This window comes from Delftia acidovorans SPH-1, from assembly GCF_000018665.1.
In the GTDB taxonomy this organism is placed as follows: Bacteria; Pseudomonadota; Gammaproteobacteria; order Burkholderiales; family Burkholderiaceae_C; genus Comamonas; species Comamonas acidovorans.
The window spans coordinates 3,415,315-3,437,904 of the sequence record NC_010002.1; the positions used below are offsets into that span (position 1 = coordinate 3,415,315).

The following is a 22,590-nucleotide window of genomic DNA, read 5'->3' on the forward strand; positions in this document are numbered from 1 at the left end:
CTGCCATGGCAATTTTGAGTGCACTGAAGAGCGGCTCCAAGGGGCCTGCGGTCGAGAACATTCAGAAGCAGCTTTTAGCGCTCGGCTATGCTCTGCCTCGTTTCGGCGCTGATGCAGATCTTGGGGATGAAACGCTGACTGCGTATGCCGCTTTCATGATCGAAGCAGGTTTGCTTGCACCAACCGATGAGCTCCCCAACTCGGTCACCGTGGCCGGAGCAGCCGCACTGGACAAGGCCTTCAACTCCTTGAGCACGAGTCCGGCTCCCAGCGAGATCATTAACGAAGAACTCAAACACCCACACTCAGGGCGTTCCAAGTCCAATCCGTTCAGGCCCTGGTCCGCGATCACCGCGATCGTGCTGCACCAGACGGCCGCCAAGATCGGGGAAACGGCAAAAGCCTGGCACAACGTACCCATTCATTTCGGCGTCACGCGCGCGGGAAAGATCTTCCAGCTATATGCGCTGACTGAGGTTTGCAACCACGCAGGAAACCTCAACAAGATCAGCGTCGGCATCGAGATCGACGGCTGGTTTGCTGGGATAGAGGGGAAGCCGGAAACACTCTGGCAACCTGGCGGCACGAACCCCAAGCGCTTGCCCATGGATCTCCCGGAAGCGCAGATGAAAGCTGTCCAGACGACGATCAAGTGGATCATCGATTCGGTCGCGGCCCAGAATGGCGCCATCAAGACGGTCCACCCTCATCGGCAGTCGAGTAAGGATCGCCAATCCGATCCAGGGTCGTTGATCTGGCAAACGCTGGGCCTGTGGGCAAAGAACACGTTCGGGCTCAAGGATGGTGGCAAGAACTTCACCGTGGGCGATGGCCTTGTGATTCCCGAAGCCTGGGACTCAACGTACGTGGGCAACAAATACTGAGCACCGTGAAAGCGCGGACTCCCCGCGCCTTCACAACTACAGAAGGCGCGTGCAGGGGCAGTTGAAGCCATTCCGATGAGGACAGAGCATGGCAGCAGAAGAAACAACAGTCACTCTGATAGTCCGGCCTGGCATTGATCTTCAGAGATCCGAAGGATTGAAGACGATGTTGAAGACCGTTTGCGGCAGCGTAAGCGGCATGATCTTCACTGCGGTCATGGATGGCAATGGGAAGGCCGACATCCGTATTTCCTATCTCAAGATGGCCATGGATACACAGGACGGCGTGGAAGCCATCATGGATCATTTTGAGATCCTGGACACGCAAAGCCAACGACCCTTCATATGGGTGTTGCTGTCTGAATTTATCAAAGGCAGGTAAGGTCGTAACAACGCAGGAAGAGTTGCCGTGTAGCCGCGATGCGATTGCCAAAGCACGGTCACCCATAGTTGCGGCGATCGTGACGCACTCCAACATTGGATTCGACGCGGGGCCGATCTCTGCCGCTGTTTTCGCGTTGAACACGATTTGGAGAGCGACCTTGCTCGAAGTCAATCCCTTGCTGCCCGAGACAGCCCACGAGCGACGAAGATGGGATTGTCCGTAGGCCCTTCCAGCGAGTCGTTCGGATCATTCGAGCTACGGAGGCTTCAGCGACAGCAAACTGGCGCAGACCGTTCGCTCGCCGTTTTGGTAGCAGCGGCGGCAACCGCAGCAAAGCCGACACCTGACGGCTAAGGCCGAACGACTGCAGCGGGTAGCGAGTTCAATCGCCCAACCCAAAGCCTTCGTCAAACCTCACCCAGCTTGAGCCGCTTTACAGCGCCCGCACCGGAATACAGATGTCGCAGCAGAACTCCCCGGTGTCGGCATCCATTGCAGTGGCCGCAGAAAACATCTCAAAGCAAGGCCGGTCGTCACATTGCATCCCGCTGGACGGCATCCATTCGCGCGTCAGCCACATCCAGGCATTGGCTAGACCCTCGGGTTTTCCTTTGAACCTTGCCACGGCGTAACGGCCGCCCGGCAGGGTTTGGGTGTCCACCTGGCCGCTGGCGACAAAATGCGCGGGGACTTCCACGCAGGCGTCATAGCGGCATTTGCTGGCGGGCGTGAGAGAGGGGTCGTCATAGCCTATGCCGTAGCACGTTTGATCGCTGAGGCCATTGGAGTGCATCCACGGCGCAATGGTGCCTCGCCAGAATTGGCCTATGGCTGGCCCATAGGGGCCGATCAAGCGCTGATAGGCGACATGTGCTTTGGGTAGATCAATGATGCGGACGTCCATGGCGATTTCTTCCTTCAGGTGACAAGAGCCCTGAGGTTCGCCGAACGCGCGCAGGTCTTCCTGATGGAGATTGCCGAAGACCTGATCAGGATTGCTCTGCTGGCTGCCTGGCGGCTGCCCGATGGCGGCCGCCTGGGTTTTCATCCGCTCAAGCGTGGTGGAGCGCCAGGCCGATGGCGTGCAGCCAAACTTGAGCTTGAAGGCGCGCGCAAATGCTTCGCCCGATTGGAAGCCGGTGGCCAGCGCGGTTTCAAGCACGGTTTCCTTGCTGCCGCAGGACAGCCGGAACGCCGCCTTCTCGAGCCGTCGGCGCTGCGCATAGCTGCCCAGCGTTTCTCCCATCCATGCCGCAAAAATTCGGTGAAAGTGGAAGCGCGAGAAATTGGCGATGTCGGCCAGATGTGCGCCATCCAGAGGCTGATCCAGGTGGGCATCGATGTAGTTGAGCACGCGATTGATCCGTCGCGCGTACTCGGCGCGGGATGCCTGCTCGGAAGGCTTGTTCGTCATGGTCGTTGTTCTTCAAATCACCGTTCATGCGGCGATGGGGCTTGCCTGTCAGCAGGGGGCGGATGGGGACAACCAGCCGGCGCAGCTCTCGTCAGGCCGGCGCCTTCCCCTTCACCCACAATCCAAACTCCTTCATCACTTCCACCACGGGCTTGAGCCGCTCCCCATCGGGCGTCAGCTCGTACTCCACCTTGATCGGCGCCGTGGGGTAGACGGTGCGCTTGACCAGGCCCGCTTCCTCCAGCGCGCGAAGGTCCAGGGTGAGGGAGCGTTGGGAGATGCCGGGCATGTCGCGGCGCAGGTCGTTGAAGCGGCGGGGGCCGTCGATGAGGTAGGAGGCGATGAGCAGCCTCCAGCGGCCGCCCAGCAGGCGCATGGCTTCTTCCACGGAGCAGCCGGAGATGTTGGATTTCATAGCACATTCATCATAGGCAGGCGGCAGGTATATTTTTTTAACCTATGGGCAGTTTTATTGCCTTCTTCCAGATTTATCCCTGGTGCATGACATTGGCCAGGGGCTGTGCCTGAACGCACAGGCCCCTTGTTCCATCACCAGAGAAATTCCATGAAGCTGTATTACCTGCCGGGCGCCTGTTCGCTGGCGCCGCACATTGCCCTGAACGAGCTGGGGCTTGATTTCCAACTGGTCCGGGTGGACCACAAGACCCACCAGACGGAAGACGGCAGGGACTTCCGTGCGCTCAGCCCGTTCGGCTATGTCCCCTTGCTGGAGTTGGACGACGGCAGCCTGCTGCGGGAAGGGCCCGCCGTCCTGCAGTACCTGGCGGACCTGCGGCCTGCGTCGCTTCTGGTGCCAGTCCAGGGCAGCCTGGAGCGCTATCGGCTGCTGGAGTGGCTGGCCTTCCTGAACTCGGAAATCCACAAGGGCTTCATCCCGCTGCTGTATGCAGTGGCGGCGGGAAAGTACGGCGTGGAGACGGCCAGGCCCAAGCTGGAGCAGCGGTATGCCTGGGTGAATGCGCAACTGGCCGGCAAGCGCTACCTGATGGGCGATGGCTTCACCGTGGCCGATGCCTATCTGTACGCGCTCACGCAGTGGGGGCAGGCGCCATGGCTGGAGTCGGTCTACAAGACGAGCATTCGCTTTGATGGCCTGGAGCATCTTGCAGCCTGGTACGCGCGGATGCGGGAGCGGCCTGCCGTGCGCCAGTCGCTGCAGGCGGAAGGGCTGCGATAGGGCCGGGGGCTGTCACGCATGCGGCCACCACGCACTTTGCTGCGTCATGGCAAGCAGCCTGCGCCTTGCGACCTTGAGGGTGCCCAATGCAAATCGTCTGACGTGAAGTGACGTGATGTGGACGTGACGAATCAAGCCAAGGTTTCAAGGCTCACGGCCACGATGACGGGGGCAGGCTCCGTGTTCACGAGGCGCAAGGCCTGGTTTGGCTGTCCGTCTCCGCGTGCGCGCTGAACCGTCACACCCATGGCCTGCACGGTGTCAGCCTCGTCCAGCGTCTGGCGCAGCGAGGCGGGGATCGGCGCTGCGGCAGTGAAGTCGAAGCGGGGTTTCAACGCGACGTAGAAAGTTGACACACGGCACGCCATCAGGCCGGCAGGCCCGAAGAACACGCCCGCATCCGGCACCAGGCCGCGACCCAGCGCCACCATCGAGGCGTCGTACCAGCTGCCGGGATAGATCGGCACTTGGTCCCAGCATTCAGAGGTGATCGTCACCGTCTCCAGCGAAGCGGCGGGTAGCGCAAGGACGCGGCCGGAAGCGTCCAGGGCCTGCAGGGAAGCCGGAGCCTGCGGCCCTGCGCCGGATGTGTCGTTGAGATTCAAGCGCAAGGTGCCGGGGTTTGCGATCGTGCCGACAGCCACTGCTGCGCTCCACTCCGACGAACTCTTGGGCAGTGTCCAGATCGGTTTCCACTGGAGGTAGCCGGTCTCGTACACCTTGGTCCATCCCACCGGAGTGGGCGAGTAGGCAGGGTCGCCTGGAGGTGCCGCCATCTTCTGCAAGGCGCCTGCAAGCATCGACTGATAGGGAAATTTGCAGGCTTCGAGTACCTGCAGAAAGGTCTTGTATCCCTGCGAAAAGCTGCGCCCCGACGCTTGGTACAGCGCGCCATTGGCAGCGGACTGGGGCACCGTATCTGCAAAGAGAAACTGCGCGTCGGCCATGGTGCCGGTCACTGGATCCGGCCAGTTCCACGCGGTCACTGGCATCAGCATCTGCCCCCGCACCAGCGGCGCCGAAATGGATGCCGAGCGCTTGAACACCATGCCGGTTTTCGGCCCGCTCGATACGCTTGGGCCCCTTGGGGGCGGAGGCACCAGATCAGCCAGGCCGCCGAGGAACTGATGGATCACGTTCATGAACGCTGTCTCCGGTTGACGGGGGTGGGCGGGACCCGCCGCGGCGTCCTGCCCACCCGCTGGTCTTCAGGTCAATGGATGCCCGGGAAGTCGACGATCACGCCGATGATTTGCGGGTTCTCCGAGGTGCTGCTGCCCTTGAAGGTATTGGCCTGTGCGGTGCTCTTGGTGTACTCGGACTGGTGACCGCCCGTGCCACCGAAGGTGAAGGGCCCGATGCGCACACCCGCGCTGCCCTCGAAGGCCTGCTTGTTCTGCTGATAGGTGTTGGCGCTCATCGTGATCTCGAACGAAGGCTTGTAGACGACCAGCAGCTCGGACACCCGTGCCGCGACGATGCCGTTCGGGCCGAACAGGGAGCTCGATCCCGGGCCGCCGTTTGCCACCCACGGGGCGACGATGGTGTAGCCCTGGCCGTTCGGCCCCTGCTGTGCCTTGGCCAGTTCGCTCATGAAGCCGCCCGGGTACCAGTCGCCCGGATTCACCTTCACGCGGGTGGAGGACTCGCAGCTGATCTTCACTGCCGAGCTCGAGTCCTGGTTGAACAGGTCGGACTTGCTCCAGCCGCCCGATGCGTTGACGCTCCAGAAGAAGTTGCCAACGCTGGTCGAGCCCTTGGCAAACGAGGACTTGAAGTCGCTGCTCGATTGCGAAGATTTCATCGCGATCGAGAACGCGCCTGCACTGCCATTGCTGAGCGCTGCGCGCCAGTCCGCGCCCGTCGTGTCGATGTGGAAGTCCGGCTGCCAGCGCAGGATGCCCGAGCCATCCGGCACCTTGGTCCAGCCTGCCGGTGCGTTGTTTGAGGCAGGGTCGCCCGACGGAATCTGCATCATGTCGATGGCGCGCTGCAGATCGCTGGGCATGCTGGCTCGCTCCAGCTCCATCTTCATCTTGACCGCCTGGTTGTAGGCGTTGGTGGCCGCCTGGATGGCGGCAACGTAGGCAGCAGCCTCCGGCGCGTTGTTGAGCCAGGTGTTGATGTCAGGGTAGCGGGCTGCGAATATCAAGCCGCCGTTCTGCTTTGAACTCAGGTAGAACTGGTTCATGTCGCTGTTGGCCTTGGCCATCGCATTGCTTTTCTGGACGCACAGGTTGGCCAGCTCCGTCTGATTGGCCTGCTGCTCGGGGCTGACCTTGAATGTCACGTGACCGAAGATCTGGCGAACGGCGTCGAAGAGCGTCGCATCGAGGCTGCCGTACTGGCCGATCGCGGACCACTGCGGCATGCCGCTGACGATCTGATAGGCGGCCGGGTCCCATTGCCCGGTCGGAGCCGTGCCCCAGCTGAAGTCCTTGGGGGTGCCAAGCAACTGGAAATTCGGGGTGCCGAGATTATCGACAAGGGCGTTGTACAACTGGCTGAACATGGCTTGATCTGACATGGCGTGCAATTCCTGAAATTGAATGGATAGGGAGCGACATGAGGTTTGAAGTCATGAACGCTTTTCTTTGCCAATGAGAATGATTGCCCGGTATTGGGCCTAAGGCATGGGATGCTTGGGAGAAATCTCAGGTGGTGACCGCGAAGAGTGGTTCATGACGGGATACTCCTTTGAGTTGCGTACAGGAATCCGACACGTGGGCGCCGGGAAGATGCCTCGACGGATGCGGACCGTAGAGACGAAAAAACCAAAGGGCGAAGAGACTGAAAGGCGAAGAGATATGAGATTCTGCAGTCGTTCAAGGCTCGCGCGGATATTCCATGTCAACCGTGCAAACCTCAAATGCAATGGTGCCTGCTGAAGCCACCATAAGGAGATTGCTCACCCTCCGGTTGTTCCAAAGTCGCGAAGGTCAATGTCCGAGATTCGTTATGCTCATCATGCCCAATTGCACCAGGAGAGTGGAATACTTCCAATGTCGTATTCGGTGGGTACGGACAGGCGATGCACGCTGGCCTGGATATCAGGTGTCGCCGCCATTGCGAGTTGCCGTTGGCGCGAATGTCTGCAACTGGGCCGTGCTTGTCAGGCCCAGTTTGCGCAGAATGTTTTCGCGATGCTTGCGTACGGTCAAGTCGCTGAGGTAAAGCGAACGTGCGATCTCCTTGCTGGTGTGTCCCGCCAGCACGTGCGCCAACACCTCCTGCTCGCGAGGAGACAGAGGGAGCGGTGAGCGGGCAGCGCTCAACCAGCCTTGCCGCCTGGCATGCGTGACGAGTTCTACGGCATTGCGCAGGCCCAGCCGTGTACACATATTGCTGCGGTGCTTGCGTACCGTGTGTTCGCTGATGCCCAGCGTGTGCGCAATGTCCTTGCAACCAAGGCCTTTGGCCATCGCTTCGAGTACATCGATTTCGCGCGCAGTGAGCGCAGAGGCGATGACTTCATCAGCTGTTGGATGCGCAGCATCGAGATGGCATTCGCTATTTGCCAAAGCTATTTCCGATATGTCCATGGTATGTCTCCCATTTCTTATGTGCCGATGCCATAGGGCCATTCCACGCCGAAGCCTCGGCGAGACTGCTTTGCACAGTGCCGTTTGAAAGATTGAATAACTAGCTAAACCGCCTGTTTGCCGCCTGAATAAACTGACGTCATGCCATTCGTGTAGAAATTGTGCGGTAAAGGAACAGCCGAAGAAGCCTGAACATTGGACGATTGAAAATCGCGCGCATTCAGCCTGCGGCAGCCTTTTGTATCCAAGGTGGGAGATTAATAAACCATTATCAAGATGGTATGGTGCGTTGAGGGAGTATCAAAGTCGTTTGAGAATCTGTTTTCGCCATTTCACCGTTGGAATGGACATCTTAGTGGAAATCTCTGGCGAAATCATTACATCTAGCTACAAAAATTCGACACCAAGGTTTTTGCAGCAGATTGTGGGAAAACCAATGGTCTTCTGTGGGTCGCGCTTGTGTGATCAGGATTTTCTGGCATTGCCCGCCCGAGTCCAGGATGCGGGCTGTTGCGCAGGTCTTGAGACATGCGGGTAAGCAATTGCTGCCATGGCGTATCGAGAAGCGGCTGGGTGCCTGCGATGTGCTTCAAGGGAAGCACCTCTTTTGCCAAAAGCGTTCCCGGGTCATGACGAAGGGCTTGAGCACCACGACCGTCGCCAGTCCCAACGACCTGGACATACGCCAGTTCAGGGGGCAGGGCGGGTGCCCTCGTCAGGCCCGCCCTCCAGCACGCGCAGCAGCTGGGACAGCCGCTGGTCCAGCGCGGCCAGTTCGGCAACGGGCATGGGCGCCAGCATGGCGCGCTCGTTGTCCAGGTGCGCTTCCACGGCGCGGTCTATCAGCTCCAGCCCCTGGTCGGTGAGCTGCACCAGCATGCTGCGCGCGTCCTGCGGGTTGGGCAAACGCTGCACCAGGCCGCGCGTCTCCAGGCTTTTCATGCGATGGGTCATGGTGCCCGAGGTGACCATGAGCGTGGAAAACAGGGCCGTGGGCGTGAGGCAGAAGGGCGCGCCCGAGCGGCGCAGCGTGGCCAGCACGTCGAATTCCCACATGGTCATGCCGAAGCGCGCAAAGCACTCTTCCAGCCGCTGCTCCAGTAGGGCTGCGCAGCGCTTGATACGGCCGATGGGGCCCATGGGGCTGGCGTCCAGGTCGGGGCGTTCGCGCGCCCATTGTTCGAGGATGGTGTCTACCCGGTCGGGAAGGCGGGGGAGGGTGGGTTTCGGCATTTGTCTTGATTTTAAGATAAGTCGTGCATAATGGATTTGTCTTGAATTGAAGATAAATGCCATGTCCTCCTCGCCATCCTCTTCTTGTGCACCCTCGGCCAGCCTCGCCATGTCCTGGCGCGACATCCTGCTGACCGCGCTGGCGCCCGCCATCTGGGGCTCCACCTACATCGTCACTTCCGAACTGCTGCCGCCAGACCGTCCGTTCACGGCTGCGCTGATCCGCGTGCTGCCGGCCGGGCTGCTGCTGGTGCTGTTCACGCGGCGGCTGCCCGTGGGCTCGGGCTGGTGGCGGCTGCTGGTGCTGGGCGCGCTGAACATCGGCGTGTTCCAGGCGCTGTTGTTCGTGGCGGCCTACCGGCTGCCGGGCGGGCTGGCGGCCGTGCTGGGTGCCGTGCAGCCGCTGCTGGTGATGGCGCTGGCCTGGGGCGTGGACGGGCGGGTCCCCGCGCGGCTGACGCTGTGGGCCGCCGTGGCGGGCATTGCGGGCATGGCAGTGCTGCTGCTGTCGCCGCAGACGGTGTTCGAGCCCGTGGGCATGGCGGCGGCATTGGCGGGTGCGGTGTGCATGGCAGCCGGCACCTGGCTCACGCGGCGCTGGCGCGTGGACTTGCCGGTGCTGGCGCTGACGGGCTGGCAACTGCTGTTTGGTGGGCTGATGCTGCTGCCGCTGGCCTGGTGGGTGGATGCGCCGCTGCCCGCGCTGTCGCTCACCCAACTGGGCGCCTATGCCTACCTGTGTCTTGCCGGTGCGCTGCTGGCCTATGTGCTGTGGTTTCGCGGCATCGGGCGCCTGCCTTCGGTGGCCGTGTCTTCGCTGGGCCTGCTAAGCCCGCTCACCGCCGTGGTCCTGGGCTGGGCGCTGCTGTCGCAGTCCATGACAGGCCTGTCCTTCCTGGGCCTGCTGGTGGTGCTGGCCAGCGTGCTGATGGTGCAGTGGTCTGCTTCGCGCGGCGCCTGAGTTTCTGGCATCGAGGTTCCTCTTTTTTCCCACCGAGCGTTTCACATGACTTCTTCTGAACTTTCCTCCATGCCCATCGGGCAGGCCATCGCTTCGCGCATTTCCGCAGACCGTTTCGAGCCGGGCTGCGCGCTGGCCGATGAGACGCTGGCCGCGCTGGTGGCCCAGGCCTCGCTGTCCCCGTCGGCCTACAACCTGCAGAACTGGCGCTTCATTGCCGTGCGCACACCCGAGGCCAAGGCGCGCCTGAAGGCCGCCGCCTATGGGCAGCAGAAGGTGGAGGACGCCTCTGCCGTCTTCATCGTCTGCGGCACGCTGGCCGCGCATGCGCGGCTGGCGGAGTTCTTGCAGCCCAGCGTGGACGGCGGGCTGATGAGCCAGCGCACGGCCGATGGCTGGGTAGCCCAGGCCCAGGCCGCGCACGCGGACAACCTGCAGCTGCAGCGCGACGAGGCCGTGCGCTCAGCCTCGCTGGCGGCCATGACGCTGATGCTGTCCGCCCAGGGCCTGGGGCTGGCCAGCTGTCCCATGGTGGGGTTCGATGCGGAACTGCTGGCAGCGGGCTTTGGCCTGCAGGCCCACGAACTGCCCGTGATGCTGGTCGCCGTGGGCCACGCGGCAGGCACGCCACGCCCCCAGAAGGCGCGCAGGCCGCTGGCCGACATCCTGGCCTATGCCTGAGAACGGGCATCGGTAGCCAGGGTGCCGCAGATTAATTATCATACGGTGTATGTTTAATTGGATGGAGAGACTGCCATGGCACCCGACAGGACACCCGCAAAAGCACACGGCAATGCGTTCGGCAATGCGTTCGGCAAGGTCTTCATCGCCACTTCGGTGGATGGTTTCATTGCCCGGCCCGATGGTTCGCTGGACTGGCTGCCGGCCGGGGGCGATGGCGGCGAGGACTACGGCTACGCGGCCTTCATGAGGACGGTGGATGGCATCGTCATGGGCCGCTCCACCTATGAAAGCGTGCTCGGCTTCGACGGCTGGCCGTTTGAGAAACCCGTGGTGGTGATGAGCCGCACGCTGGGCGCGAGCGATGTGCCTGTGCACCTGCGCGGCAAGTTGCGCATCACGTCCGCCCAGCCTGCCCAACTGGTGGCCGAGCTGCGGGCCGAGGGCTGGAGCAGCGCCTATATCGACGGCGGCGCCGTGATACGCGCCTTCCTGGCGGCGGGTGAGGTGGGCGAGATGACCATCACCCGCGTGCCCGTGCTGATTGGCGCGGGGCGGCCGCTGTTTGGCGATATCGGCTGCGATCTGCGGTTGACCTGCCTGGCCTCCCAGGCCTATCCCAGCGGCATGGTCAGCACGCGCTACCGCGTGGAGGCGGGCGGCCGGGTCATGGTGCGCAACGGGGGCGGCGATGAGTGAGCAGGCTGTACCGGCTGTACGGGCTGTATCGACTGCACAGGCTGCACGGCGCGGGCGCCCCTCGGCCGGGCGCTCGCTCAGCCGCGATCAGGTGCTGGACGCCGGGCTGGCCTTGCTAGAGGCCGTGGGCGCGCAGGGCTTTGGCCTGCGGCCGCTGGCGCGGCAGCTGGGCATTACGCCCATGTCGGTGATCCACCATGTGGGCGACCAGCAGGAATTGATGCGCAGCCTGGTGGAGCGCGTGCATGGCCAGCCGCTGGCCGAACCTCCGCCCGGGCTTGCGCCGGCGCAGCGCGTGCAGGCGCTGCTGGCGGGCTACATGGAGCGCGTGCGCCGCCATCCGGCGCTGACGGTGTGCATTCTGGGCGACCCGGCCCTGTTCACCGATTCGCTGGCCGCCTTCACGCAGCGGCTGCGCGGCGAGGTGCAGCAGTGCGAGCCCAGCGATGGCGATGCCGCCGTGCTGCTGGACTTGCTGATCGATTACACGCATGGCCATGCACTGGCGCTGGCCTTGTCGGGCGAGGGCGCGCAGGCATTGCATGGCCGGTTCGAGCAGGGGTTGGCGCGGCTGCTGCGCCAGGGCTGGGAGCGGCAGCCCGGCCCGTGATCCTCGGTCCCTGCAATGCGGGGACCACGGGAAGCATGCGATGTGGGGCGATGTCTGGCCGCGCAGGCCGGGCACAGGCTCAGCTAGCAGGCTGCAACTGCACGCCCAGGCGCGAGAACAGGATCTGCCGGCCATCGCCCTGCAGGCGCTGTATCACCATGCCGCCATCGCGGTGCAGGTAGATGCGCAGGGCGCTGCCGTTGCCGGGGTCGTAGTCCAGGTGACAGGGGTCCTTGTCCAGATCCTTCCAGCCGTGGAGTTCGACCAGCCTGCGTCCGGCGAGGCGGCGCAGCTCGGTCTCGGGGGCCGCGAAATAGCTGTGGGTCTGAAGCCACAGCGTGCGCAGTTGCTCGAAGGATTGTTCGCGCGAGGAACAGGCGGGCGCAGCCTCCAGCAGGGACAGCAGCATGTCCAGAAGCTGATCGAATGAATACTGCATGCCGCGCCCCTTTCAGCGATCGACGGTGCGCACTGCGCAACCTCGATCAGGGTAACCGGATATTGCGCTAATGTGAACAAAGCATGACCGTGGTGGTTTGTCGCTATTGCCAGCCTGCGCCGACAGTGATTGGCGCGGGTGTTGCATGCAGGGCACCGGCCTGGATGGCCAGACAATGGCCGGGCACATCCTGCGTGATGCCGACCTTTTTTGTTCCCGCCACCTGTTTCCCCACTTCTGCTGCCCATGGAACGCTTCACCATCTCCATCGACGACGACCTGGCCCGTGATTTCGACGGCTGGATCGCCGCGCGCGGCTACGACAACCGCTCCGAGGCCATCCGCGACGTGCTGCGCGCCCACCTGGCCCAGGTGCGCGAGCGCGAGGACGCCGACGGCCTGTGCGTGGCCAACCTGTCCTATGTCTACAACCACCACGAGCGCGACCTGTCCGAGCGCCTGGCCAGCCTGCAGCACGACCACCACGAACTGCACATGGCCACCACCCACGTGCACCTGGACCACGAGCAATGCATTGAAACCGTCATGCTGCGCGGCCCGGCCAGCGCCGTGCGGCGGTTTGCCGACACCATCACGGCCGAGCGCGGCGTGCACCATGGCCAGCTCAACGTGGTTATGGCGCGCAGGGCAGAGCCTGGTGGGCACGATCACGCGCACCACCATCCGCATTCGCACGACGATTGAGGCAGTCCGGGGCCGGGCGCGCAGCCCCTGTCACGCAGGCCGGTATGAAGTTTGCTTTTTTCTTCATACAACTCTTGGATCCGCATGACACATCCTCTGAAATTTCCTTCTCGGCCCTGCGCCTTGCACCAGATTGCGGCGGCCGGCCTGCTGGGCCTGGCCGCCATTCCCCAGGCTGGTGCACAGCAGGCGACGGATGCCTCGCCCAGCCTGCAGCCCGTCGAGGTCAAGGGCCAGACCGCGCGTGGCGCCTCGGCCGCCTACACCACCACGGTGATCGAGGCCGAGGACATTGCCAACGCCCATGTCAGTCATCCGCAGGAGCTGCTGCGCCAGGTGCCCGGCATGAATGTGCAGAACTACCAGCTGTCCGGCGTGGGTGACGCCATCGTCATGCGCGGCTTCGGCGGTGGGGGCCATGGCGGCGACGTGGGCGTGGTGCTGGACGGCATTCCACTGAACGAAGCCATGTCGCATGCCGACGGCTATGTGGACCTGGGCGTGATCGTGCCGCTGGAGATGGAGCGCATCAGCATCTACAAGGGTCCCGTGTCCGCGCTGTACGGCAACTTCAACCGTGCAGGGCTGATGGCGATAGAGACGCGCAAGCAGGGCGACTACACCCCCTACCGCGAGGCCGACGTGAGCCTGGCCTCGCACGGCACGCTGGACGCTCAGGCGGCGCTGGGGCTGAAGCCGGGCGATGGCGAGTTCCTGAACCTGGCGGCCCAGCACTACCGCACGGACGGTTTCCGCGCGCAGTCGCAAATGCAGCGCAGCACGGCATCCCTGCGTTGGAGCAAGCGGCTCTCGTCGCAGTTGGAGGTGGCGTTGTCGGCACGGCTGCACCATGGTGAGGGCGATTCGCCTTCGTACCTGACGGCGGGGCAGTTCGCACGCGATCCGCATGGCATCGATCCGCGCGCCATGAACGATGGCACGCGCAAGAACTTCGCCACGCTGCGCGCCGATGTGCAGTACGCGCTCTCGCCACGGCTGACCTGGCTGGGCTATGCCTACACCACGCAGCAGAGCTTCACGCGCTGGTTCAGCCGGCCCATCGACGCACTGCAGTGGCGCCAGCGCGAGGAAAGCTATGACCGCGCCGTCTACGGCGCCGGCACCAGCCTCAATGGCCGCCATGTCACGGCGCTGACCCCGCTCAACTGGGTGGCCGGGCTGGAGGCCGTGCGCGAATCCACCGACTACCAGTTCTACGACGGCCTGCAATGGCGCGAGCGCACGGGCGCGGCCATTGATGACCGCAATTCCAGGCTCAACACCCTCTCGGCCTTTGCCGAGGTGGATGCGCCCATCCACCGCCTGCTGCAGCTGTCTGCCGGCCTGCGCTGGGACCGCTTCACGGGCGGCTGCCGGCCCAATGGCCCCGAGACGGGCAGCGACCCCTGCGGCCCGCTGGCTCGCACCTCGCATGCCAGCCCCAAGCTGGGCCTGCGCTCGCAGGTGGCGCCGGGCGTGCTGCTGCGCGCCAGCTGGTCCGAAGGATTTGCGCTGGCCAGCGATTTCGCCAAGTACGCGCTGGGCGCCGCGCGGCTCGATCCCAACATCTTCCGGCAGACCGAAGTGGGCGCGCAGATCAAGCCCATGCCGGGCCTGGTGCTGGATGTGGCCGCCTATCGCCTGCAGTCCTCGGGCGAGATCCGCAACGTGGCGCCCGGCGTATACGAGAACTTCGGCGCCACGCGCCGCACGGGCGTGGAGACCAGCGCGCTGTGGGCGGTGCGCAAGAACCTGGACCTGCAACTGGCCTGGGGCAGCGCCCATTCGCGCGTGACCGAGAACGGCAACCCGGCCCTGGTCGGCAACCAGGTGGCCGGCGTGCCCCGGCAGACTGCCACCGTGGGCCTGGCCTGGCGCCCGCTGGCGCAGTGGGAGGGCACGCTCACCTGGCGCCGCGTGGGCCGCTATGCCGTCACGGCCGACAACAGCGTGTTCTACGGCGGCTACGCCACCTGGGACCTGGGCCTGAGCTGGCGCCTGCCTTCGGCGCGCAGCCGCATCTATGCCGTGGTCTCCAACCTGGGGGACAAGGCCTATGCCACGTCGGCCTCGGTCATCCGCGGCGTGCCGCTGTTCGCGCCCGGCGCGCCGCGCACGCTCAAGGTCGGCGTGCAGACACAGTTTTGAGGAGGAAAAAAATGAAATCCAACCCCTGTTTCGCATCCGTTGCAACCGCCGCATTCGTGGTCCTGCTGGCCTGCGCGCCGCTGGCCCAGGCCCACAACGTCTGGCTGGAGCCCGATGCCGACGGCGCCTACACCGTGCAATTCGGCGGCCATGAGGGCAAGCTGGAGAACTTTGCGGCCGGCAAGCTCAAGAGCGTTGAGGCCTATGACGCGCGCGGCCGCCGCATCGACGTGGCCGTGCAGCCCGTGCCCGGCGGCGCCCGCGCCACGCCGGCCCGCAAGGCCGCGCTGCTGGCCGCGCATTTCGACAACGGATTTTTCAGCCGCGTGGGCGAGGGGCCGATGGTCGAAAAGCCCATGACCGAGAACCCTGGCGCCACCAGCGGCGTGCATGCGCTCAAGTTCCACAAGACCATCCTCGAATGGGGCCCGGTCACCCGCGAGAAGCTGGGCCAGACCCTGGAGATCATCGCCAAGACCCGCCGCTCGCCCCACGCGGGCGAGCCCCAGCAATTCCAGGTGCTGCTGAACGGCCAGCCTTGGGCCGGCGTGCGCGTGTCGCTGGGAGAAAAGGGCGAGCCCCTGGAGACCGATGCCGACGGCTTGGTGACCGTGCTGCCGCGTGCCGGGCTCAACCAGTTGCTGGCCATCGTGCGGCTGCCTGTCTCCGGCGATGCGCGCACCACCAGCCTCAGCTACGAGTACCTGCTGGGGTTTTCGGCGCATTGAAAGGGGCTGGCGGCCCGGCGTAGCCCGGCCCGGCGTGGCCCGGCGCTGTGGGGTCAGTCCAGCGCCAGGCGCCGGTCTGCGGCCAGCTTCTTCCACTTGGCGTTGTCCTGGGACATGAAGCGCTGGATCTCGGGCAGCGACATGGGCGTGGCCACGGCCCCTGCGGCCTGCAGCGTGGGGCGCAGCTCGGGCGACTGGATGGCCTGGTTGATCCACTGGTTGAGCTGGGCCAGCCGCTCGGGGGGCGTGCCGGAGGGCACGGCCACGGCATACCACTGGGTGGCCTCGTAGCCGGGCACGCCGGCCTCGCGCATGGTCGGTACATTAGGCAGGCTGTCTATGCGCGTGGCGCTGGTCACGGCATAGGCCTTCAGCCGGCCCGACTGGATGTGCGGCAGCACGGGCGTCACGCCCAGCATGGCCAGGGGGATCTGCCCGCCCACCACATCGGTCACGGCCTGCCCGCCACCCTTGTACGGCACATGCACCATGCTGGTGGCCGCCAGGGCGTTGAGCAGTTCGCCGGCCAGATGCTGGGAGGTGCCCGTGCCCGAACTGGCGTAGCTCCATTGGCCCGGTTTGGCTTTCATGGCGGCTACCAGTTCGCCCAGGCTGCCGGCCGCACCCGGGGCCGGGCCCACCAGCACCATGGCGCCCCGGGCCATCACGGCCACGGCGGTCAGCTCGCGGCCCACCTCGGGCTGGCGTGGACCGGACAGCTGCGGCCCGGGAACGGAGACCAGGGTCAGGCCATCGGCAGGCGCCTTGGCCGCCGCCTGCAGGCTGATCGCGCCCGAGGCGCCCGGCCGGTTTTCCACCACCACGCTGACACCGGCCCTGGCCTCCAGTTGCCGGGCCACATGGCGGGTCAGCACGTCCAAGCTGCCGCCGGGCGCAAAGCCCACGATCCATGTGATGGGCTTGCCCTGCGGCGCGTGCGCCGGGGGATCGGCCGCGCGGGCCGTGGGCAGTGCAAGGGCCAGCAGGGCTGCGGCGGCCAGGGGGCGCAGCGCATGGCGGCGGGTGGTCGGCAGGCGGCCGCTGGCCTGCGGGGCGGGTAGGGGTGCGCAGGTCATTGGTCGGGGGCGCCGGGCGCGGTGTTGGGGTGTGCCTTGCAGCTTTCGTTGAAGCGCTGGACCATGGTCAGCATGGGGTTGAGCACCCAGGTGTTGAAGATCAGCACGTCATGCTCCTCCTTGGGATCGCGCACGATGTTGAACAGGTAGGGGGACTCCAGCTTGCCCTTGCTCTCGTTGACCTCGGGCTCCCAGTAGAAATGCAGCTTCCAGTCGCGCCACTTCGCGGCCCGCAGCTGGTCCTTGATGTAGAAGAGAAAGCCCTCGCGCGCGGACCGGGGCTCGCCCAGCAGGAAGGCCGTCTGGTCCAGGCCGTCGATGGGCCGGTCCTGCGGCACGGCAGCGCCCGCCACCGCCGCCAGGGTGGAGAAGATGTCGGTCACGTGCATGATTTCATTGCTGGTGCGCCCGGCCTGGATGCGGCCCGGCCAGCGTGCGATGAAGGGCACGCGCAGGCTGCCCTCCATGGCCGTGTGGTAGGTGCCGCGCCAGGGGCCGGCCGTGCCGCGGTAGGGCTGGCGGAACTCGGGGCCGTTGTCGCTGCAGAAGATGAACAGCGTGTCCTCGCGCAGGCCGAGCCGGTCGATCTCGTCCGAGATCTGGCCCACGCGGTGGTCCATCTCCACCATGGAGTCGGCAAAGTCGCCCTGGCCGGTGCGGCCCGCGAAATCCGCATGCGGCAGCGTGGGAAAGTGCAGGTGCACCAGGGGCAGGTACAGGAAGAAGCGGCGGTCCCGGGCGTGGTTGCGGCGCATGAAGTCCAGCGAGCGCTCCACCAGCTCGGCATCGATGTTGCGCCGCGATTCCAGGTCGTAGACCTTGACATCGTCCGAGGGCGCGCCCGCGCGGCCTTCCATGATGTGGGGCAGGGGTGCCACCAGAGGGTCGTAGCCCGTGGTCGCGGTGAACTGGCTTTCGTCCGTGGTGCGCGGAATGCCGTACCACTCGTCGAAACCCCGGTCCGAGGGATAACGGCCCGGAATGTCCCCCAGATGCCATTTGCCGAAATGCGCCGTGGCATATCCCTGGGCCGACAGCAACTGGGCCAGCGTGGTCTCGCCGCGCGTCAGGCCCTGGGGCAGCCCGGCCGGCACCGATTGCAGGGCGCCCGTGCGGATGGGATGGCGCCCCGTCATCAGGGCCGAGCGCGTGGGCACGCAGTCGCTTTCCACGTTGAAGTTCTGCAGCAGCAGTCCCTCGGTGGCCAGCTGGTCGATACGCGGAGTGGGCGCGCCGCGCAGCGCACCGCCGCCGTAGCAGCCCAGCTCGCCCCAGCCCAGGTTGTCCGCGACGATGAGCACGATGTTTGGTGGGTTCATGATGTGGCTCAAAAAGTTTCCATGCCAAAACTCTAGCCACAAGCCCTGTCTTGGTGATAACCAAACCAGCGAAAATCGATGCACATCTGGAAGGCTTTGCTCGGCAAGGTAGCAAGCTTTCTCGTTTTTCTTCGTTGACAAGGAATGGCATGACGGGATTTGCCTATAACGAGCTGGCCTGCTTTCTAGCCGTGGCCGAGCATGGCCATTTCGGGCGTGCGGCCGCTGCCCTGCAACTGACCCAGCCGGCCGTCTCCAAGATCGTGCGCCGCGTGGAGCAGGGGGTGGGAGCGGCCCTGTTCACGCGCGGAACGCATGGCGTGGCGCTGACCAGCAGCGGCCAGCTGTTCATGGAGCCCGCGCGCCAACTGGTGCTGCGGCATGAGGAGACGATGCGCGCCGCCAGCGACATCCAGGCCCAGCATGTGGGCCTGATCCGCCTGGGCTTCACGCAGGCCACTTCCGAAAGCCGCGCCACCCGGGCCGTGGCCGAGCTGCTGCGCCGCCGCCCCGGCCTGCGCGTGCGGCTGACCGTGGGCAAGTCCGACGACCTGGAGCGCGCCCTGCTCGACGGCAGCCTGGACCTGGCCGTGGTGCCGTCCTACCCGGGCCATGCCACGCGCTGCGCCCAGGTGGTCATCGGCGAGGACGAGCTATGGGCCGCCGCACGGCCGCGCCACCCGCTGTTCCAGCTGGCGCTGGAGCAGGGCCTGAGGTTCGGGCATTTGCAGGGCTACTCCTGGGCCTTGCCGGCACCGGGCGCCGCCGTGCGCAAGGTGGTGGACGAGGCCTTCGCGGCCCAGGGCCTGGGCGCGCCCACCGTGGCCCTGGAGATCCAGCACAACACCGAGGCCACCATCGACATCGTGGGCCAGACCGACCTGCTGTGCTACGTGCCCAGCCATGTGCTGCGCAGCAATCCCGAGCGCCTGCAGTCCCTGTCCATCCCCGAGCTGCGCACGCGCCGCAGCTGGCTTCTCATCAGCCACCCCAAGGCCCATTGGTCGCCGCTGATGTCCGCGCTGCGGGACCTGACGCTGGGGTAGCGGACCGTTCAGCAGGGCCGGTGCAGGCCGGCCTCAAGTGTTCAAGGTGTCTTGCGCTCAGGCGGACACGGGCGTGGAGCTGCCCCCCAGGTGCCGGGCCGGCCGGTGCGTGTAGCGGTCCAGGGCCAGGCCGTCGGTGCTGATTTCCGGGCTGCGGCCGGTGATCAGGTCGGCGATCAGCCGGCCCGAGCCGCAGGCCATGGTCCAGCCCAGCGTGCCGTGGCCGGTGTTCAGGAACAGGTTGGCATAGCGCGTGGCGCCGATGATGGGCGTGCCGTCCGGCGTCATGGGCCGCAGCCCGGTCCAGAAGCTGGCGCGCGCCACGTCGCCGCCCGGGAACAGGTCGTTGACCACCAGCTCCAGCGTGGCGCGGCGGCGCGGGTCCAGGCGCAGGTCGAACCCGCCCAGCTCGGCCATGCCGCCCACGCGGATGCGGTCGTCAAAGCGGGTGACGGCAATCTTGTAGGTCTCGTCCAGCACGGTGGACTGCGGCGCCAGCGCCGGGTTGCCCAGCGGCACGGTGAGCGAATAGCCCTTGACGGGGTAGACGGGCAGGTCCAGCCCCAGCGGCTCCAGCGCCTGGCGCGAGTAGCTGCCGAAGGCCATCACGTAGCGGTCGGCGGTCAGCAGTTCGCCATTCACACGCACGCCGGCAATGCGGCCGCCTTCGACCACCAGGCCATCCACGTTCTGGTTGAAGCGCAACTCCACGCCCAGGCCGGTGGCGATGCGGGCCAATTCATTGGTGAAGCGGTGGCAGTCGCCGGTCTCGTCCTTGGGCAGGCGCAGGCCGCCCGTCAGCCGGTCGCGCGCCTGGGCCAGGGCGGGCTCCACCTGGGCGAGCTGGTCGCGGTCCAGCAGCTCGAAGGGCACGGCGCATTCGCGCAGCACGGCCACGTCGCGCTCCACGGCGTCCAGCTGGGCCTGGGTGCGGAACAGTTGCAAGGTGCCGCCGGTGCGCTGCTCGTAGGCGATGCCGGTGTCGGCGCGCAACTGCTGCAGGCAGCTGCGGCTGTACTCGGCCACGCGCATCATGCGTTCCTTGTTGACGGCGTAGCGCTGGGCAGAGCAGTTGCGCAGCATCTGCGCCATCCAGCGCAGCTGGAACAGGCTGCCGTCCAGGCGCACGGCCAGCGGCGCGTGTTCCTGCAGCATCCACTTCAGGGCCTTGAGCGGAATGCCGGGCGCCGCCCAGGGCGTGGAGTAGCCGGGCGAGACCTGGCCCGCGTTGGCAAAGCTGGTTTCGGACGCGGGCGCATCCTGCCGGTCCAGCACCGTGACCTCGGCACCGGCCCGCGCCAGGTAGTACGCACTGGTCACGCCGATGACACCGCCGCCAAGAACAAGGACTTTCATACGATTCACCGCCAGGTCAACAAGATGAAATCAAAGTCTATTGACGATGAGGCAGTGGAAACCACTGAAATATTGCTACTCTCCAGTGATTGATAAGCCCCGGGAATCGCCGCCATGGCCGCCAAAAGTGAAAACCGCGTGCTTGACCGCACCGACCGCAAGATCCTCGACATCCTGCAGCGGGACGGCCGCATCTCCATGACCGAACTGGCAGAGCAGGTCAGCCTCTCGGCCACGCCCTGCTCGGAGCGCGTGCGCCGCCTGGAGCGCGATGGCGTGATCACGGGTTACCACGCCCACCTCTCGCCCGAGGCGCTGGGCAAGACGCTGCTGGTGTTCGTGGAGATCAAGCTCTCGTCCAAGTCGGGCGAGGTCTTCGACAAGGTGCGTCAGGAACTGCTGCACGTGCCCGACGTGCTGGAGTGCTTCCTGGTCTCGGGCAGCTTCGACTACCTGGTCAAGGCCCGCCTGGGCGGCATGCGCGAGTACCGCCGCCTGCTGGGCGACATCCTCAAGAAACTGCCCGTGCCGGCCGAGTCGCACAGCTATGTGGTGATGGAAGAGGTCAAGGAGACGCTGGCGCTGCCTGTGGATCGGTGAGGGAGCCGTCCTCGGCGTTCCAGGGTCGGATTTACCGCCATCCCTTATTGTTATTTACTGTTTGAAACGTTTGTCACAATAGCGTTGATTCAAATGGGGTATTGTGCGATCCAATCAAAAAGTATGTTGGGTGGCAGATCGGTTGTTATGAAGTTCCACATTCATCGGTGCTCTCCTTTGAAAAGTAAACAGGACGACAACTTGGAGTTCAATTCCAATGGCGGGATTGCAAATATTTGTCATTGGATGGTGGCTGTAGGGGATTGGTGATTTTTAAAGTTCAATACCGGTGATACCTTGATAGCGTAAATCTATCTATCACTGGGAGTTCTATGAAAAATCACGCCCTCATGGCTGCCTTGATGGCCGGCGCAGCACTCTCGGCCTGCCCCCCCGCCAGCGCGCAAGTGACGCGTTACTACGGGGAGATGAGAACCGCCTACTCGGATTTCCAGGATCGCACGGCGTGTCCCCTGGGGTCTCACGGCTCATGCCAGGATTTTCCGAGGACCGCCCGCCTGGCCGGCTGGTTTGAAACGGCCGCACCCTTGCAGCCCAATCTGGACGAGAGCGAAATAAGGGCGCTGGTCACTTCCTATAGTTTCTCGGACGGATTGAACACCTACAGCAGTTCCGATCCGGATGTGCGCGCATTCATATTCAGGGTTTCCACGGACAGTGGGTCCAATATCGTGAAAAACAGAATCCACCTTCAACGCTGGCTGACGGGAAGCAATCCGCACCGCTCCATCAATGAAATGGGCCCGGGTGGATCTCCCAATGATGTGGATATGCTGAGCCGGTTTGAAATGGCCACGGAACAGGTGGGTGCCATGAACAACGCGATGTGCGCTTCCTTGTTCTCGGAAACATCCCTGCAGGTCAGTTATTCGGGTGAGAGCGACACCTGTCTGGGGACCTATGAGGTGCCAGACAACGGCGTGTCCGTTGCGTGGACCGGGGCGCCCGTGCAAAACCAGAACGTCATGTCCTGGCACAGGGAGGCCGTGCATCCTGCCCTGTCGTTGACCCACAGCATCTCGCCCGCAGGCCAGGTGCAGGCGGGGCAGGAGGTGCGCTACACCATCACCGTCAGGAATACGGGGACCGTGGCCGCCACCCAGGCGCAGATTGCCGACAGCCTGCCTGCCGGCCTGGAGCGCGCCACCTGGATCTGTACGCCCGGCACCAGCACGCCATGTCCCGTGGCGTCAGGCTCCGGATCGCTGGCGGTCACGGTGCCCGTGTTCGCGGCAGGAGACTCGCTGGTTTTCACCGTGATGGCCAGCGTGGCCAACCCGGCGCCCGCAACCATTACCAATGTGGCCACCGTGAATGCCGGGGACCCGTCGGTGCAGTGCATGCAAGCAGGGCAGGTCGTGGGAACGGTGCCGTGCATGGCTTCCGCGTCCATCAATACGCTGGCAGCTTTCCCCGGCGGTGGACAGGTGACCCCCGTGCCGACGCTGCAGCACACAGCCCTTGTGGTCCTGAGCCTGCTGGCTGCAGCCATCGGATGGATGGGGCTGGGGCGGCGCCAGCGGGTCGGCGCGGGCCGCTGACGCG

Annotated in this window: 23 protein-coding genes; 13 read left to right on the forward strand and 10 right to left on the reverse strand. The window is 64.8% G+C overall.

Features of this window, described 5'->3' with window-relative positions; translation table 11 throughout:
* Positions 1–5 precede the first annotated feature (5 nt).
* Both DACI_RS15545 and DACI_RS15550 read left to right on the forward strand, forming a co-directional pair.
* Positions 6–884, forward strand: a complete 879-nt coding sequence (locus DACI_RS15545) for an N-acetylmuramoyl-L-alanine amidase (RefSeq protein ID WP_012204936.1) — start codon at positions 6–8, stop codon at positions 882–884.
* A gap of 88 nt (positions 885–972) precedes the next feature.
* Complete coding sequence (locus DACI_RS15550) at positions 973–1,266, forward strand: hypothetical protein (protein ID WP_012204937.1); 294 nt, start codon at positions 973–975, stop codon at positions 1,264–1,266.
* A gap of 436 nt (positions 1,267–1,702) precedes the next feature.
* Here the strand turns inward: DACI_RS15550 and DACI_RS15555 are convergent, their stop codons facing one another.
* Together DACI_RS15555 and DACI_RS15560 are read right to left on the reverse strand one after the other, a co-directional pair.
* Positions 1,703–2,683, reverse strand: coding sequence for an AraC family transcriptional regulator (locus DACI_RS15555; protein WP_012204938.1), 981 nt, complete (start codon positions 2,681–2,683; stop codon positions 1,703–1,705).
* Between the two features lie 91 nt (positions 2,684–2,774).
* A complete protein-coding gene (locus DACI_RS15560) occupies positions 2,775–3,098 on the reverse strand; it encodes a winged helix-turn-helix transcriptional regulator (protein WP_012204939.1) in 324 nt (107 codons plus the stop codon).
* A gap of 150 nt (positions 3,099–3,248) precedes the next feature.
* Here DACI_RS15560 and gstA point away from each other — a divergent pair, with 150 nt between their 5' ends.
* The gene (gstA, locus tag DACI_RS15565; RefSeq protein ID WP_012204940.1) at positions 3,249–3,881 is read left to right on the forward strand and encodes a glutathione transferase GstA; all 633 of its coding nucleotides are present in this window, start codon (positions 3,249–3,251) and stop codon (positions 3,879–3,881) included.
* Positions 3,882–4,012: 131 nt separating this feature from the next.
* Here the strand turns inward: gstA and DACI_RS15570 are convergent, their stop codons facing one another.
* The 4 genes from DACI_RS15570 to DACI_RS15585 form a co-directional block, all read right to left on the reverse strand.
* The gene (locus tag DACI_RS15570) at positions 4,013–5,023 is read right to left on the reverse strand and encodes a hypothetical protein (protein WP_012204941.1); all 1,011 of its coding nucleotides are present in this window, start codon (positions 5,021–5,023) and stop codon (positions 4,013–4,015) included.
* Between the two features lie 71 nt (positions 5,024–5,094).
* Positions 5,095–6,408, reverse strand: a complete 1,314-nt coding sequence (locus tag DACI_RS15575; RefSeq protein ID WP_012204942.1) for a hypothetical protein — start codon at positions 6,406–6,408, stop codon at positions 5,095–5,097.
* A gap of 523 nt (positions 6,409–6,931) precedes the next feature.
* On the reverse strand, positions 6,932–7,423 hold the full coding sequence (locus tag DACI_RS31285) for a response regulator transcription factor (RefSeq protein ID WP_012204943.1): 492 nt from the start codon (positions 7,421–7,423) through the stop codon (positions 6,932–6,934).
* Positions 7,424–8,113: 690 nt separating this feature from the next.
* Entirely contained in the window at positions 8,114–8,656 is a 543-nt protein-coding gene (locus DACI_RS15585; RefSeq protein WP_012204944.1) for a MarR family winged helix-turn-helix transcriptional regulator, read from the reverse strand.
* A 109-nt stretch (positions 8,657–8,765) separates the two neighbouring features.
* Between DACI_RS15585 and DACI_RS15590 the strand changes: the two genes are divergently transcribed.
* The 4 genes from DACI_RS15590 to DACI_RS15605 all read left to right on the forward strand — a co-directional run bounded on the left by DACI_RS15590 (position 8,766) and on the right by DACI_RS15605 (position 11,607).
* Positions 8,766–9,617 (forward strand): EamA family transporter, encoded by an 852-nt coding sequence (locus tag DACI_RS15590; RefSeq protein ID WP_043781634.1) that lies wholly within the window; start codon positions 8,766–8,768, stop codon positions 9,615–9,617.
* Positions 9,618–9,662: 45 nt separating this feature from the next.
* Positions 9,663–10,298, forward strand: coding sequence for a nitroreductase family protein (locus tag DACI_RS15595; RefSeq protein WP_012204946.1), 636 nt, complete (start codon positions 9,663–9,665; stop codon positions 10,296–10,298).
* A 75-nt stretch (positions 10,299–10,373) separates the two neighbouring features.
* Positions 10,374–10,997 carry a dihydrofolate reductase family protein gene (locus DACI_RS15600; protein WP_012204947.1) on the forward strand — a complete coding sequence of 208 codons (624 nt, stop codon included), beginning with the start codon at positions 10,374–10,376 and terminating at the stop codon, positions 10,995–10,997.
* Positions 10,990–11,607, forward strand: a complete 618-nt coding sequence (locus tag DACI_RS15605) for a TetR/AcrR family transcriptional regulator (protein ID WP_012204948.1) — start codon at positions 10,990–10,992, stop codon at positions 11,605–11,607. The genes DACI_RS15600 and DACI_RS15605 overlap by 8 nt, the downstream gene beginning before the upstream one ends.
* A gap of 79 nt (positions 11,608–11,686) precedes the next feature.
* Here the strand turns inward: DACI_RS15605 and DACI_RS15610 are convergent, their stop codons facing one another.
* Positions 11,687–12,046 carry a hypothetical protein gene (locus DACI_RS15610; protein ID WP_012204949.1) on the reverse strand — a complete coding sequence of 120 codons (360 nt, stop codon included), beginning with the start codon at positions 12,044–12,046 and terminating at the stop codon, positions 11,687–11,689.
* A gap of 246 nt (positions 12,047–12,292) precedes the next feature.
* Here DACI_RS15610 and nikR point away from each other — a divergent pair, with 246 nt between their 5' ends.
* From nikR to DACI_RS15625, 3 genes are all read left to right on the forward strand, one after another.
* On the forward strand, positions 12,293–12,751 hold the full coding sequence (nikR, locus tag DACI_RS15615; RefSeq protein ID WP_043781638.1) for a nickel-responsive transcriptional regulator NikR: 459 nt from the start codon (positions 12,293–12,295) through the stop codon (positions 12,749–12,751).
* Between the two features lie 123 nt (positions 12,752–12,874).
* A complete protein-coding gene (locus DACI_RS15620; protein WP_225970925.1) occupies positions 12,875–14,899 on the forward strand; it encodes a TonB-dependent receptor in 2,025 nt (674 codons plus the stop codon).
* A gap of 11 nt (positions 14,900–14,910) precedes the next feature.
* Positions 14,911–15,627 carry a DUF4198 domain-containing protein gene (locus DACI_RS15625; protein WP_012204952.1) on the forward strand — a complete coding sequence of 239 codons (717 nt, stop codon included), beginning with the start codon at positions 14,911–14,913 and terminating at the stop codon, positions 15,625–15,627.
* A 53-nt stretch (positions 15,628–15,680) separates the two neighbouring features.
* On the opposite strand, the gene DACI_RS15630 is transcribed toward DACI_RS15625, so the two are convergent.
* Together DACI_RS15630 and DACI_RS15635 are read right to left on the reverse strand one after the other, a co-directional pair.
* The gene (locus DACI_RS15630; RefSeq protein ID WP_012204953.1) at positions 15,681–16,703 is read right to left on the reverse strand and encodes a tripartite tricarboxylate transporter substrate binding protein; all 1,023 of its coding nucleotides are present in this window, start codon (positions 16,701–16,703) and stop codon (positions 15,681–15,683) included.
* Complete coding sequence (locus DACI_RS15635) at positions 16,700–18,022, reverse strand: arylsulfatase (RefSeq protein ID WP_012204954.1); 1,323 nt, start codon at positions 18,020–18,022, stop codon at positions 16,700–16,702. Before DACI_RS15635 ends, DACI_RS15630 begins: the two co-directional genes overlap by 4 nt.
* A 149-nt stretch (positions 18,023–18,171) precedes the next feature.
* Here DACI_RS15635 and DACI_RS15640 point away from each other — a divergent pair, with 149 nt between their 5' ends.
* A complete protein-coding gene (locus DACI_RS15640) occupies positions 18,172–19,068 on the forward strand; it encodes a LysR family transcriptional regulator (protein WP_012204955.1) in 897 nt (298 codons plus the stop codon).
* 57 nt (positions 19,069–19,125) lie between these two features.
* On the opposite strand, the gene DACI_RS15645 is transcribed toward DACI_RS15640, so the two are convergent.
* On the reverse strand, positions 19,126–20,424 hold the full coding sequence (locus DACI_RS15645; RefSeq protein ID WP_012204956.1) for a D-amino acid dehydrogenase: 1,299 nt from the start codon (positions 20,422–20,424) through the stop codon (positions 19,126–19,128).
* Between the two features lie 114 nt (positions 20,425–20,538).
* On the opposite strand from DACI_RS15645, the gene DACI_RS15650 reads away from it, so the two are divergent.
* Complete coding sequence (locus tag DACI_RS15650; protein ID WP_012204957.1) at positions 20,539–21,024, forward strand: winged helix-turn-helix transcriptional regulator; 486 nt, start codon at positions 20,539–20,541, stop codon at positions 21,022–21,024.
* Between the two features lie 332 nt (positions 21,025–21,356).
* Positions 21,357–22,586 carry an IPTL-CTERM sorting domain-containing protein gene (locus DACI_RS15655; RefSeq protein WP_012204958.1) on the forward strand — a complete coding sequence of 410 codons (1,230 nt, stop codon included), beginning with the start codon at positions 21,357–21,359 and terminating at the stop codon, positions 22,584–22,586.
* Positions 22,587–22,590 lie beyond the last annotated feature (4 nt).